Annotated in this window: 12 protein-coding genes; 4 read left to right on the top strand and 8 right to left on the bottom strand. The window is 71.7% G+C overall.

All coding sequences use genetic code 11. The features are described from left to right. Positions 1–38: 38 nt before the first annotated feature. On the bottom strand, positions 39–791 hold the full coding sequence (locus MMA15_RS18955; RefSeq protein ID WP_241061331.1) for an LOG family protein: 753 nt from the start codon (positions 789–791) through the stop codon (positions 39–41). A gap of 245 nt (positions 792–1,036) precedes the next feature. Beyond that, complete coding sequence (gene dapE, locus MMA15_RS18950; protein WP_241061329.1) at positions 1,037–2,116, bottom strand: succinyl-diaminopimelate desuccinylase; 1,080 nt, start codon at positions 2,114–2,116, stop codon at positions 1,037–1,039. A gap of 51 nt (positions 2,117–2,167) precedes the next feature. On the opposite strand from dapE, the gene MMA15_RS18945 reads away from it, so the two are divergent. Further along, a complete protein-coding gene (locus tag MMA15_RS18945) occupies positions 2,168–3,217 on the top strand; it encodes a VldE C-terminal domain-containing protein (RefSeq protein WP_241061328.1) in 1,050 nt (349 codons plus the stop codon). A 500-nt stretch (positions 3,218–3,717) separates the two neighbouring features. Then, complete coding sequence (locus MMA15_RS18940; RefSeq protein ID WP_241061326.1) at positions 3,718–4,242, top strand: ATP-binding protein; 525 nt, start codon at positions 3,718–3,720, stop codon at positions 4,240–4,242. Positions 4,243–4,398: 156 nt separating this feature from the next. Here MMA15_RS18940 and dapC read toward each other — a convergent pair whose 3' ends face one another. Then, positions 4,399–5,475, bottom strand: coding sequence for a succinyldiaminopimelate transaminase (gene dapC, locus MMA15_RS18935; protein ID WP_241063290.1), 1,077 nt, complete (start codon positions 5,473–5,475; stop codon positions 4,399–4,401). Between the two features lie 342 nt (positions 5,476–5,817). After that, a complete protein-coding gene (gene fdxA / locus MMA15_RS18930; RefSeq protein WP_241061324.1) occupies positions 5,818–6,144 on the bottom strand; it encodes a ferredoxin in 327 nt (108 codons plus the stop codon). A gap of 140 nt (positions 6,145–6,284) precedes the next feature. Here fdxA and MMA15_RS18925 point away from each other — a divergent pair, with 140 nt between their 5' ends. Together MMA15_RS18925 and MMA15_RS18920 are read left to right on the top strand one after the other, a co-directional pair. Further along, on the top strand, positions 6,285–7,457 hold the full coding sequence (locus tag MMA15_RS18925; RefSeq protein ID WP_241061322.1) for a GNAT family N-acetyltransferase: 1,173 nt from the start codon (positions 6,285–6,287) through the stop codon (positions 7,455–7,457). Between the two features lie 141 nt (positions 7,458–7,598). Beyond that, entirely contained in the window at positions 7,599–8,621 is a 1,023-nt protein-coding gene (locus MMA15_RS18920) for a transglutaminase-like domain-containing protein (protein WP_241063289.1), read from the top strand. A gap of 317 nt (positions 8,622–8,938) precedes the next feature. Here the strand turns inward: MMA15_RS18920 and MMA15_RS18915 are convergent, their stop codons facing one another. The 4 genes from MMA15_RS18915 to MMA15_RS18900 form a co-directional block, all read right to left on the bottom strand. Then, positions 8,939–11,134 (bottom strand): peptidoglycan binding domain-containing protein, encoded by a 2,196-nt coding sequence (locus tag MMA15_RS18915; RefSeq protein ID WP_241061320.1) that lies wholly within the window; start codon positions 11,132–11,134, stop codon positions 8,939–8,941. Between the two features lie 129 nt (positions 11,135–11,263). Then, positions 11,264–11,809 carry a DUF6113 family protein gene (locus MMA15_RS18910; RefSeq protein ID WP_241061318.1) on the bottom strand — a complete coding sequence of 182 codons (546 nt, stop codon included), beginning with the start codon at positions 11,807–11,809 and terminating at the stop codon, positions 11,264–11,266. Beyond that, positions 11,806–12,744: an N-acetyl-1-D-myo-inositol-2-amino-2-deoxy-alpha-D-glucopyranoside deacetylase gene (gene mshB, locus MMA15_RS18905; RefSeq protein WP_241061316.1), complete on the bottom strand. Its 939-nt coding sequence runs from the start codon at positions 12,742–12,744 to the stop codon at positions 11,806–11,808. The genes MMA15_RS18910 and mshB overlap by 4 nt, the downstream gene beginning before the upstream one ends. 31 nt (positions 12,745–12,775) lie before the next feature. Then, the gene (locus tag MMA15_RS18900; RefSeq protein WP_028434116.1) at positions 12,776–12,970 is read right to left on the bottom strand and encodes a hypothetical protein; all 195 of its coding nucleotides are present in this window, start codon (positions 12,968–12,970) and stop codon (positions 12,776–12,778) included. Between the last annotated feature and the right edge of the window lie 11 nt (positions 12,971–12,981).

Here is a 12,981-nt window from a genome sequence, read left to right as displayed (position 1 = left end):
CCGCCCCGGGTCCGTCCCCGCTTCCCCCGTCGCTGCGTTCAGCCCGCTTCCTTGGTGACCACGGCCACTGCCTCGTCGATGTCGTCCGTGACGTGGAACAGTTCGACGTCGCGTGCCGACGCCTTGCCCTGTGCGACGACCGAGCCGTGCAGCCAGTCGACGAGGCCCTGCCAGTATCCGCTGCCGAAGAGGACGATCGGGAAGCGCGTGACCTTCCTGGTCTGCACGAGGGTCATCGCCTCGAACAGCTCGTCCATCGTGCCCAGTCCACCGGGGAGCACCACGAAGCCCTGTGCGTACTTCACGAACATCGTCTTGCGCACGAAGAAGTAGCGGAAGTTGACGCCGATGTCGACGTAGGGGTTGAGGCCCTGCTCGAAGGGCAGCTCGATGCCGAGCCCCACCGAGGTGCCGCCCGCCTCCAGCGCGCCCTTGTTGGCGGCTTCCATAGCGCCCGGCCCGCCGCCCGTGATCACTCCGAATCCGGCCTCGGTGAGCGCACGTCCGATACGCACCCCCGCCTCGTACTCCGGGGAGTCGACCGGTGTGCGTGCCGAGCCGAACACGCTGATGGCGGGGCCGAGTTCGGCGAGAGCCCCGAAGCCCTCCACGAACTCCGACTGGATCCGCATCACCCGCCACGGATCCTGGTGCACCCAGTCGGAAGGTCCGGTGGTGTCCAGCAGCCGCTGGTCGGTCGTCTCGGCCTGCATCTGCTTGCGGCGGCGCACCACCGGTCCGAGACGCTGCTCGTGCGGCTTACGTGCTCGCTCCCGCTCCGGGCTGGTCATCCCAGGCTCCCTCCGACTGCGATCATTCTGATTCAGCGTACGCACGCGGACCCGTATGGACGTGACAGAAGGCGGCACCGCGCCCGGCGGGCGGATGTACGGCGCGTTTCCAGCGGTCGAAAGGCGCGCACCCGACGGTCTCGCGCATCCGGGCGTCCGGGAAGGCCCGGCGTAACAGAAGGCCCGGCCTCACGAAAGGCGCGGCAGGCCCGGCAGCCCCGAGGTTCCGAAGTCCCGAAGCCCAATCAGGACGTCAGCCAGGCGCGCAGCCGTTCCTCGCAGTGCCCGATCTTCGACGTCTCCACGCGCTCGTCGCGCTTGTGCGCCAGGTTCGGATCGCCGGGACCGTAGTTCACCGCGGGGACGCCGAGAGCACTGAACCGGGACACGTCCGTCCACCCGTACTTGGGCTGCGGCTCGCCTCCCACGGCGTCGATGAACGCCTTCGCCGCCGGGTGCGACAGGCCCGGCAGGGCTCCGCCCGAGCTGTCGTCTACGGTCAGCTCCCACGCGCCGCACCCCGCGAAGACCTCCCGTACGTGAGCGAGGGCCTGTTCCTCGCCGATGTCGGGCGCGTAGCGGTAGTTGACGGTGACGGTGCACGCGTCCGGGATGACGTTGCCCGCGACTCCGCCCTCGATGCGGACGGCGTTGAGCCCCTCCCGGTACTCCAGCCCGTCGATCACCTTCCGCCGGGGCTCGTACGAGGCGAGCCGGTCCAGGATCGGTGCCGCGGCGTGGATCGCGTTCTCGCCCTTCCAGCTACGGGCGGAGTGCGCACGTACGCCCGTGGTGCGCAGCAGCACACGAAGCGTGCCCTGGCAACCGCCCTCGACCTGGCCGTCCGAGGGCTCCAGCAGCACGGCGAAGTCGCCGGCGAGCCAGTCGGGGTGCGCGTCGGCGACATGGCCGAGGCCGTTGAGATGCGCGGCGACCTCTTCCCTGTCGTAGAAGACGAAGGTGAGATCGCGGTTCGGCGACGGCACGGTCGCCGCGATGCGCAACTGCACGGCCACGCCTGCCTTCATGTCGCTCGTGCCGCACCCCCACAGCACGCCCGAGTCGTCGAGCCGCGACGGCAGATTGTCAGCGACCGGCACGGTGTCGATGTGCCCGGCGAGGATGACGCGTTCGGGCCTGCCGAGCCGGGTGCGTGCCACGACGTTGTTGCCGTGCCGGTCGACCGTCAGATGGGGCAGGGCGCGCAGCGCGGTCTCGACCGCGTCGGCGAGCGGCTGCTCGCTGCCGCTCTCCGAGGGCATGTCCACGAGCTGAGCGGTCAGCCCGGCGGCGTCCTGTTGCAGGTCGAGTCCGTTGTGCACCATGAACACAGCCTACGGGCCAGGGGACTTGGCGCACCGGCTACCTTTGTGCCCGTGTCCCCCGCCGAATCCGCTCACCCGAAGTCCCGTAAGAGAGCGCTGCGCCTGGCCGCGGCGTGCACGGTGCTGCTCGTCGTCGCCGGTTACGCGGTGACCCAGTACGCGACCAGCAGCCAGGGTCCCGCCCGCTGCACGGTCGAAACCCCTGGTGAGAAGCCGGAGCGCTACGAGATAAGGCCCGAACAGGCCGCCAACGCCGCGACGATCACCGCTGTGGCCTCTCAGCGCGACCTGCCGGAGAGAGCCGTGACGATAGCGCTGGCCACGGCCATGCAGGAGTCGGCGCTGCGCAACATAGAGCACGGCGACCGCGATTCGCTCGGCCTGTTCCAGCAGCGTCCTTCGCAGGGCTGGGGAAGCGAGCGCCAGATCCAGGACCCCGTGTACTCATCGGGGAAGTTCTACGACCATCTCGTGGAGATTCCGGGCTACTCGCGGCTGCCCCTGACGGTCGCCGCGCAGCGCGTACAGCGCAGCGGCTATCCGCAGGCGTACGCGAAGCACGAGCAGAACGCCGCGCTTCTCACGGCCGCGCTGACCGGCCGCCGCGCCGCCGCGCTCAACTGCACCACGGGACCGGCCGGCGGCGACGGCAAGGCGGGCAGCGCCGAGCGGCTGCGGGCCCGTCTTGTGCGGGAGTTCGGCGACGGCGTGCTTCCCGGGCAGCGGCGCGACGAGGCGGCAGGGGCCGCGGCTCCGTCCGGGCGGAACGTCAGCCTGGACGAGGTGCCGGAGCGGCGCGGGGACGGCCCGGACGAGACCGGCACGCACGGGCGGAAGAGCGCCGCGCACGCCCCGCACGCCGCGGCGGCGGAAGGCGACGACGCGTCCCGGGTACGCATCCCGGTACGGCGCGGTCAGCGCGGCTGGGAACTGGCCCACTGGGCGGTGGCGAACGCCCAGGATCTGCACATCGAGCAGATCTCCTACCTCGACCGCGTCTGGGACGCGTCCAGTTCGGAGGAGGGCTGGCGTCCGCGCGAGAACTCCGGCGGCGCTGACGGCGAGCGGGCGGTCAGCGTGCGGCTGGCCAAGGGGACTTGAGGACGGCGAGTGAGGACGACGGGGCGCTGAGACCGAGCCGGGGCGGCAGGCCGCGCACGGCGGCTTCGAGGCCGGGCAGCGGGCGCCGTGCGCGTGGCCGCGTCCGTCTCGTCCATCGCGTCCGTCACGCCCACGTACAACTGCCCCGCCCCGTAAGCCCGTCCGCGGAATGGCCGTACGTCCACATCGCGTGACCACACATCACCAACGGAGGATTCGCGCACACGAGTGTGGACGCCGGGCGGAAGCGGCTCTTGTCCCGCGCATGTGCCCAACTCCCCTGCCTTTACCGGGTTTCGGCTGTTCAGAGGCCGTGAAAGGCGCACGGGGAAAGCCCGTTGGGCAAAGCAGATCATGCAACGCATTGCCAATCCTTTACTCCGAGGGCCCGCAACTTTCCGGCTCCTCAACGCGATAGGCACAGCGCCCGGCCCGGCGGTCGCCCGGCCGGGCTTGCACCACGTTTCCGTAGCAGTAGATCTCTCCGTCAAAGGAGCAACATGTCCCTCCCTCTCACGCGCCGGATCGCCAAGACCGTGCTGCTGACGGCCGCGGGCGCCGCCTCCGTCGTAGGTACGGCCGGTGCGGCGAGTGCCGCCGAACTGCCGACGACCGCTGACGTGGGCGGGCTGAGCAACCTGGACACGGGCGTCGGGGACAAGGTCTCCCACGCCGCCTCCGAGGGCGCCCAGGCTCTCACCCCGATGAGCAGCACCAGCCCCCTCGACCAGACCGACGGTGTGCCGGAGGTCGGCGCCAGCGCCAAGACGAACAACGGCCCGGCCGCCTCCGAGGCGGAGAAGTTGATCGCCGGCGCCGCCCAGCACGGCCTCCCCAAGAGCCCGGACGTCGGGAAGCAGGTTCCGGACGTACGCACCAAGGGCCTGCCGACCGACGAGACGATGAAGGGCGACCCGGCGCGTGCCCTCCCCCTGGAGGGCGCGACTCGGGCGGTCACCGGCGGCCAGACGCCGGTCCAGGGTCTGATCGGCGGCAACGGCCAGAGCCCCATCAGCCTGGGCTGACGGCACGCCACTCGGCGCACGGCCATGCGCAGGGCCGCGGAGGGTTTCCCTCCGCGGCCCTTCCGCGTGAGTGGGGCGTTCGCTCGGTGCTCGCCGTTCGCGCGGTGCCCGCCGTCGGGTGCCCGCCGTTCCGAAGCCGCTCAGCTCTCCAGGCGCTCAGCTCTCCAGGCGCCGTACCGCCTCGGCCACCCGCTCGTCCGTGGCCGTCAGCGCTACCCGTACGAACCGCTCGCCCGCGGTGCCGTAGAAGTCCCCCGGCGCGACGAGCACTCCGAGCTTGGACAGGTCGCCGACGGTGTCCCAGCACGGCTCGTCCCGGGTGGCCCAGAGGTAGAGCGACGCCTCGCTGTGCTCGATGCGGAAGCCGCGGGCCTCCAGGGCGGTGCGCAGTGCGGTGCGGCGACGGGCGTAGCGCTCGCGCTGCTGCTCGACGTGTGCGTCGTCGCCGAGCGCCGCGACCGTGGCGGCCTGCACCGGGGCGGGCACCATCATTCCGCCGTGCTTGCGGATGTGGAGCAGTTCCGTGAGCAGTTCCGGGTCGCCGACGGCGAAGGCCGCGCGATAGCCCGCCAGATTGGAGCGCTTGGAGAGCGAGTGCACCGCGAGCAGGCCCTCGTGCGAACCGCCGCAGACGTCCGGGTGCAGCACCGACACCGGTTCGGTCTCCCAGCCCAGTTCCAGATAGCACTCGTCGCTGACGAGCAGCACGCCGTGCTCGCGCGCCCACGCGACAGCGCGGGTGAGCTGCGCCGCGTCCAGGACCCTGCCGGTGGGGTTCGACGGGGAGTTGAGCCACAGCAGGCGCAGCCCGTCGGGGTCGAGTGCCGTGGGGTCGTCGTAGAAGACGGGCTCGGCGCGGGCGAGCCGTGCGCCCACCTCGTACGTGGGGTAGGCCAGCCGCGGGCAGGCGACCCGGTCGCCTGGGCCGAGCCCGAGCTGGGTGGGCAGCCATGCGACGAACTCCTTGGAGCCGACGATGGGCAGCACGCTCCGGTGGGTCATGCCGGTGGCGCCCAGGCGGCGTTCGCACCAGCCGGTGATCGCGTCACGCAGCGCGGGGGTGCCCCACACCGTGGGGTAACCGGGGCTGTCGGCGGCGTCGGTGAGCGCGCGGCGGATCAACTCCGGTACGGGGTCGACGGGTGTGCCGACGGAGAGGTCGACGATGCCGCCGTCGTGCGCCGCGGCCGTGGCCTTGTACGGCTCCAGCTTGTCCCAGGGGAACTCGGGCAGCCGCGCGGAGACGGACGTACCGGAGGCGGAGCCGGCGCGGCCGGGACGGCCGGAGACGGTACCGGAGTCCGTGCGGCCCGATCCCGAACTGCCCGAGCCCGCACGTGGGTTGGGTGCGCCCGCCGAACCGGACGAGCCGGGTGACCCGGGTGACCCGGGTGAGCCGGGTGAGCCGGGTGAGCCGGACGTGTCAGGCAAACCGGATGAAGAAGCCACGGGAATGACTCGCTCTCTGCTGTGAAACACACGGTCCCGCACGCCCGCCGGAACTCCGGCGCGCTGTGCGGGACCGCTCAGGCCGCTTCGCTGGAGCACCGAGGCGGAGCCGCCGGTGCCTTCGCGTCATTCGTCGTGGCTCTGCGGGGGGAGCGCGGCGACGACCGGGTGGTCCCGCTCGATCAGGCCGAGCTTGCTGGCTCCGCCGGGCGAACCCAGCTCGTCGAAGAACTCGACGTTCGCCTTGTAGTAGTCCTTCCACTCCTCAGGAGTGTCGTCCTCGTAGAAGATCGCCTCGACCGGGCAGACCGGTTCGCAGGCACCGCAGTCGACGCATTCGTCCGGGTGGATGTACAAGGACCGCTGGCCCTCGTAGATGCAGTCGACGGGGCACTCCTCGATGCAGGCCTTGTCCTTAAGGTCGACACAAGGCTCCGCGATGACGTAGGTCACGCTGTCGTTCCTCCTCGATGAGGGCCGGCGGACCGGTGTCAGGGGTCCGCCGCTGGGCGCGCGGGAGCGCGGCGTCGTCGATGCCCGTCCTAGTATCTCCGTTCCCGGTACCGAGACGAACAGGAGGGGCGGGTAGAGCTGTGGAATTCACCACGGGCGGACGCCTCACGGTCCGAATCACCGCGTCTGACGTGGGAAAACGTATTTCTGTACGGTACTTGACCGGTGCCGGGGAGCGGCACGCCACCATGACCGACACCGTCGGCGTTCTCACATCCTGGAACGAGGGTGTGCTCCACATCACCCGCCGCGGCGGACAGGTCGTGCCGGTCGCGGAGTCGGCGCTGGTCGCCGGGAAAGTCGTGCCGGACGCACCGGCGCGGCGGCGCGGCCTCCCTGCTGCGAGCGTACGTGAACTCGTCGAGGTCGCGGCGCGCGGTTGGCCCGCCGTGGAGACGGAACGGCTGGGCGGCTGGACGCTCAGGGCGAGCACCGAGGAGGTTCCGGACGGCCCCGGTGGCGCAGGCGGACACGGCGGAAGCAGCGAAGGCAGCCGCGGCGGCACGGGTGCCCGGCGGCGCGAGGGCTTCACCGCACGCGCCAACTCCGTACTGCCGCTGGACGATCCGGGGCTGCCGAGGGCCGAGGCGCTCGACCGGGTACGGCGTTGGTACGAGGCACGTGGGCTGGTGCCGCGAGTGCAGGTCACCACGGGCGGCGAACGCAGCGACGAACTGCTCGCGGCGGAACTGGACGAGCGCGGCTGGACCGGCGAACGGTACGCCGTGCTGCGGGTGGCGGCGCTGGCGCCCCTGGCCGACCGTGAGCCCGACGGGCGGGTACGGCTGAGCCGCACACCCGGCGCGGACTGGTTCTCGCTCTACGGCCGCGCCCGTGAAATGCCGCGTACGGCAAGGAGGGTGCTGACGGGCGGGCCGTCCGTATGGTTCGCGACGGTGCCCGGCGAAGAGGCGGGCGCGGCGGCCTCGGCGGCGGGCGCGGCGACTTCGGCGGCGGGCGGCGCGGATGGTGCGGGCGGCGCGGGTGACGCGGTGCCCGCGGGGGCGATCGGCCGGTGCGTGGTCGACGGACGGTGGGCCGGGTTCGCGGCGATAGAGGTCGCTCCCGGGCGGCGCAGGGAAGGTCTGGCGACCGCGGTGATGGGCGAGTTGGCGAGGGCGGCCCTCGCGGAGGGTGCCTCGGCGGCGTACCTCCAGGTGGAGCGCGACAACGACGCGGCGCGTGCGCTCTACGACGGGATGGGCTTCGCCGACCATCACGCGTACCACTACCGCCGCGCCCCGGAGGACTGATCCGCGTTGGCCGGTGAGGACACGGGAGAGGGCGGCGGTGACGAGGACCGTGACGAGTCCGTCGGCGGCACCGGCGCGGGTGACGGCACCGACGGGGGCGGCAGCGAAGGCGAGAGCGGCGACAGCGGCGAGGGCGGGGGCTTGGACGAGCGATACGACGAGAACGAGGGCGGCCGGAGCAACCGTGAGCGGTTCGCGGAGGCGGCCCGTGAGGAGCGGCCCGATCTGGCGCTGCTGTGCCTGCTGATCGCCGTCGAGGCGGCGACGACGCCGACCGGGCCGGTACGCCGCGGACCGGTGCGCAGCGCCTCCGGCGAGGACGCGGGCCAGCACGACAAGGAGGGCGCGGGCCAGGGCGGGCGCGAAGGACCGGACGCGGACGCGGACGCGGACGCGGGTGCTACGCGCGGCGAGCGGGAGCTGCCGCCTGGCGGCCAGGAGCAGACAGTTCTGGAAGCGCAGATCGAACTCGACCGTCTGGCAGGGCTGTTGCCGTACGCCCCCGCCCGTACGCCCGAGGAGTGGGCCCGCGCCCTGGGACGGCTGCTGGGACGGGACGAGGGCTTTCACGGCGTACCCGGCGACTACCGGAGGCTGGACTCCTCCCTGCTGCCGTCTGTGCTGCGCCGCAGGCGCGGACTGCCGATCCTGCTCTCGGTGGTGTGGATGGAGGTGGCCCGGCGCGCGGGCGCGCCTGTGTACGGGGTGGGCCTGCCGGGGCACTTCGTGGTCGGCTTCGGCGATCCGACGGGCGAACACGCCCTCGCGGACCCCTACAACGGCGGGCGGCTGCTCACGTCGGGCGATCTGGAACTGCTCGTCGCGGGTGCGACCGGAGCCCGCGTGCCGCTCTCCGCGGCGATGCTGCACCCTTCTGGCCCGCTGGAGATAGTGCTGCGGATTCTCAACAACATCCGCGCCTGGGCCGCCGCACGCCCCGAACAGTCGGGCGTCCAGCTCTGGGCGCTGGACCTGTCGCTGCTTCTTCCCCACCGCCCGGCGAGGCTGCGTCAGGAACGTGCGCGGCTGCTCGTGGAACGCGGTGATTTCCGGGGCGGCGCGGCGGAGTTGGAGGAGTACGCGTCGGCGATCTCTGCGATGGAACCTGCGGAGGCCGAGAAGCTGCGCCGAGCGGCGCGAGCGGCCCGCGCGAGGCTCAACTGACAGACGTCAGATTTCAGATGACAGGTAACAGATGTCAGATGCCGCATGTCAGATGACGGATCACAGATGACGAAGGACAGTCGACAGACAACAGATGGCAGATAACAGATTTCAGCATCTGTCATCCACGCCCAGGCCCCGCGCACCGCGCACCCCCGCACCCGCCGCCCCAGGCACCCCGCGCACACCGCTCCCCCGCAGCACCACCGGGTCCCTGACAGCGGACGCATCTCATGCCAGACGCGTATCTCGGACGCATCTCTGACGCTGACGCATCCCTCACACAGACGCGTCTCACTGCCGCGGATGCGCACGCATCACTGCGGATTGAGCGGAATCTCCTGTACGCGCTTGGCCGGGTTCGTCTCCTTGAGCGCCAGACGGAGCGCCCCCGCGACGTCCTGCGGCGTGACGGGCGACTTGCTGCCGTCGCCGCGCGTGATCTTCACCCCGGCGAAGGTCGTCCCGTAGAGCTGCTTGAGCACCGGCAGGTCGTATGTGTCGACCAGCGTGCCGTTGACCGGCTTCATGGACAGGAACTTCGGCAGCGACTTCTCCGGGCTGAACTGGATCGAGGCGTCGCCCGCCTTGATCGTCACAAGTCCGGACATGGCGGGCTTGCCGAAGTCCCGGATGGCCCTTTGGATTTCCTTCTTGCCGACCTGCGGCTGCTGCACGGAAACGGGCAGTTCGACGGGGCTGTTGTTACCGGTGGCCGCGCGGGTGCGGTAGGCGTTCTCCAGTTCGTCGCTCGCCTTGCCCGTGTCGATTCCCTTGTGCGGCTTGCCCGGTACTCCGACGGCCTTGCCGCCCACGAACTTGACCATTCCGTCCTTGGGCGCGCCTCCGACGCCGGTCTGCTTGGAGACCTGCCTGAGCGCCGAGGCCATCTTCTCCTTGTCGACCTTGAGCGCGGGCTCCGCGTCACGTTCGGCACCGAAGAGCGAGCCGATGACGGAGACCGGGTTGTAGTCACGGCCGGCTGCGCTGCGCACGGTGGCCTCGGTGTCCAGGGTCAGGCCCGCGACGCTCGGCTTGAGCTTGGCCCGCTGGTCCCCGGCGACGACGGTGAACGCCTGGGTCGTACGGTCGCCGAAGGCCGCGTCCAGCTTGTTGACCGCCTCGTGCCTGCTCATGCCGCCGATCTCGACGCCCAGCACCGTCGTGCCGTTCGGAACGTCCGCGTGGTCGAGCAGCAGACCCGCGCCATAGGCGATGCCGACCACCCCGAGGACCGCGGCCCCCACGAGCACCAGCTTCGAACGGCCGCCTCCGGAGGACTCGTCGGCACGTACGGCCGACGGCCTCGTGGATACGCGCTCGAACGGCGAGCCCGAGGTGCCCGCCAGCTCTTCCTCGGCAAGGCGCGGGGCCCTGCTCATGAGGGTGTCGCTGACGATGCGTTCGCCCTCCGGCTCGTCCGCCACGGCGGTGCCTTCGCCGCCGCCCGGCGAGCCCGGCGAAGACGACGAGCCCGGGTAGGCGGGCAGACCGTCCTTGCCGCCGGTGCCCTCCTGCTCGCGGGCGAGCATCTCCTCGCCCGCGCCGCCAGGGGCGAACGGGGCGCGTCCGATGCCCAGTCCGAGAGTGGAGCTCGCCGGGGACTCCGGGGGCGCCCCGCTCTCGGCGGGCGGCGGGGGCAGCGGCATGTCACCGCTGACGGGTCCCGTCGTCGGGCCGCTCTGTGTGCCCTGGCCGCCGTGGCCGGGCAGTTCGCCGGGTGCAGGGGCCGGTGTGCCGCCGGGCGGTGTGTCCGTGCGGGGCAGCGAGTAGGAGCCCGTCTCGTACGGATCGGACGAACCGTACGGGTCGCCCGCGCCGTAGGGGTTCTGGACGCCGTACGGATCGCTGCTGCCGTAAGGGGACTCCGCCGCGCCGGGCGGTGTGCCCGCGCCCGCCGGGCCGCCGGGCCGGGGAGGCGCGCTCGCACCGGCTCCCGCGCCCGAGGCCGTCGCGGAACCCGCTCCCGTACCGGAAGAGGGGCCCGCGCCCGAGCCGGGCTTCGCCTTGCGGGGCGCGAACCAGTCGCTGGTCTTCTGCTTGAACTCGCCGCCGCCGGACGACTCCTCGGACGTACGTGACCCCCCGGAGGAGCCCGCTCCGGGCGCACCGGCTGCTCCCGCGCCACCGCCCGGCACCGACGAGGGCCCGGTGCCCGAGACCCCGTCTCCGGGAGCGCGCAGCGGATGTGCGACGTCGGACTGCGGGGCGCCCTTCTTCCCGGTGCCGCCCGCGGCGTCGCTCTTGCCGCCGTCGGTGTCGGCCTCGCTCACGGGCGTACGCATCACGACGGGCGGAATCGGCCGCGATCCGGGGATGTTGATCCGGATGCGGGTCGTCAGCGTCGTCTCCGTCTTGCGGTCTTCGGGCCGCTGCGCGTCCGAGGCCGCCGTCTCTTCCGGGTCGGCGGAGTCCCCGGCGGCGCCGGGGCCGTACGGCCCCGTACCCGGCGGGTACGACGGACCGCCGTGGCCCTGTGGCCCGGAGGACGAACGGTCAGTTTCACGACTCAAAGCAGGTACTCCCGGTTGGGTTCGCCGCCCATCATGCAAGGCCCAGGACGGCTCGCCGGCGCGCACCAGCTTACTTGGGGTCGCCGCCGCGGGACCCTCTCCCTCTCAATCCCCTGGACAGCGGCCTCATCAGCGGTACTTGGGCCCAGGCACTGGCGGTGCCGGCAGCGCGATGGTGGCACACATCACAGCGGCGAGCACCCCGCCGAGTAGAAACACATACGAACCGATGCCCGCCCCGAAGACGAAGTCGCCCTCCGGGCGCGGAGACGTCAGCGCGAACACCGTGACGACCCAGCCGACGCCTGGGGCCGCCGCCCCGACCCGCGTACGGCACAACTTCGCACCGCCCCAGAAGAGCCCGACCGCACCGGCCAGCGCGAGCACCAGTCCGCCCGGGAACCAGCCGCTCTGCACGAGCGCGCCCGCCGCCGCCGTGACGACTCCGAGCGCGAGCAGCAGCAGATAGACGGCCAGGCGTGCGGTGCGGGAGGCGGGCACGCGTGTGGGCCACTCCGGCGTGAGCTGCCGCTGCCCGCCGCCCTGTTCACGGTTCGCGGGCGCACCTGCCGAACGCGCACCGTCCGAACGAGCCCCGTCCGAAGGCGCGCCGTCCGACTGCCCGCCGCCCCCTTGCCGCTTGCCGTCCTCTCCCCTGCCGTCTTCGCCGCTCATGCGTCCACTCCGTCGAACAAGTCCGTTGCGGGGCCGCCGGATCGCTCCCCCTGGGGCCGAGCGAGGCGGTAGTACTCGGTGCTGATCAGTGGCTGGCCAAGCCCGTTGGAGAGTGCGAAGCCGCCCCCGTGGACGGTGATCTGGGTGGCGTGCGCGCTCATGGCGGCCGCCTTGGCCTCGGCGTAGGCACGCCCGTCGACGGCGACGTCGGGCGGGACGCCGTCCTCCAACAGCCCCGGTACGTCCTCGGGTTCGGCGTATACCTCGTAAGGAGAGGGCGACTGCGACCGCAGCCGGGCGAAGCCCTCCTCGACGACGGGCCGGGGCACGCAGTTCCAGTACACCCGGGCCGGCCGGTGCGGCTCGCCCGCCTCGGGTGCGAAGTCCGCGTCCGCGGAGAGTTCGGCGGCGCGCATCGCCACGCGGTGGGCCTTGATGTGGTCGGGGTGACCGTAGCCGCCGTCGGGGTCGTAGGTGACCATCACCTGTGGACGCACCTCGCGGACGACACGGACCAGATGGAGCGCCGCCTCGTCGAGGGGTGCCTGCCAGAAGGACCCGGGGCGCGAGTTGGTGGACAGACCCATCATCCCGGAGTCGCGGTAGCGACCGGGGCCGCCGAGGAGGCGGTGGTCGGTGACGCCCAACTCACGCATGGCGTGGGCGAGTTCGCTCATGCGGTGGCGTGCGAGGGGGGTGATGCCGTCGTCGGCGGCCGGGGGCTCCGGAGCGGGAGCCCCCGGCTGCGGCACCTCTGGCGCGAGATGCGCCAGCTCGGCGGGGATGACCTCGCCCTCCTCGCCGAGGGTGCATGTGACGAGCGTGACCTGTACACCTTCGGCGGCGTATCTGGCCATGGTGGCACCGTTGTTGATCGACTCGTCGTCGGGGTGCGCGTGCACCAGCAGTAGACGGCGGTCAGGAGCTGCGCTCATGCCCCTGACCCTACGGCCCCTCTCGAACAGCTCAGAACTTGATGTCCCCGAGCATGCCCGCCACGTTCGTAGTCAGCTCGTTGATCGTGGGTGCGATCGACGAGCCCGCCAGATAGAAGCCCAGCAGCACGCACACCACCGCGTGCCCGGCCTTCAGCCCGGCCTTCTTGACGAGCAGCAGGACGATGATCAGCAGCAGCACGACCGCCGAAATCGAGAGTGCCACGGCGGTTCACC

It is taken from the genome of Streptomyces marispadix (genome assembly GCF_022524345.1).
Classification (GTDB): domain Bacteria; phylum Actinomycetota; class Actinomycetes; order Streptomycetales; family Streptomycetaceae; genus Streptomyces; species Streptomyces marispadix.
The sequence above is the reverse complement of the archived record's forward strand: the minus strand, read 5'-3'. Positions and strand labels throughout refer to the sequence as shown.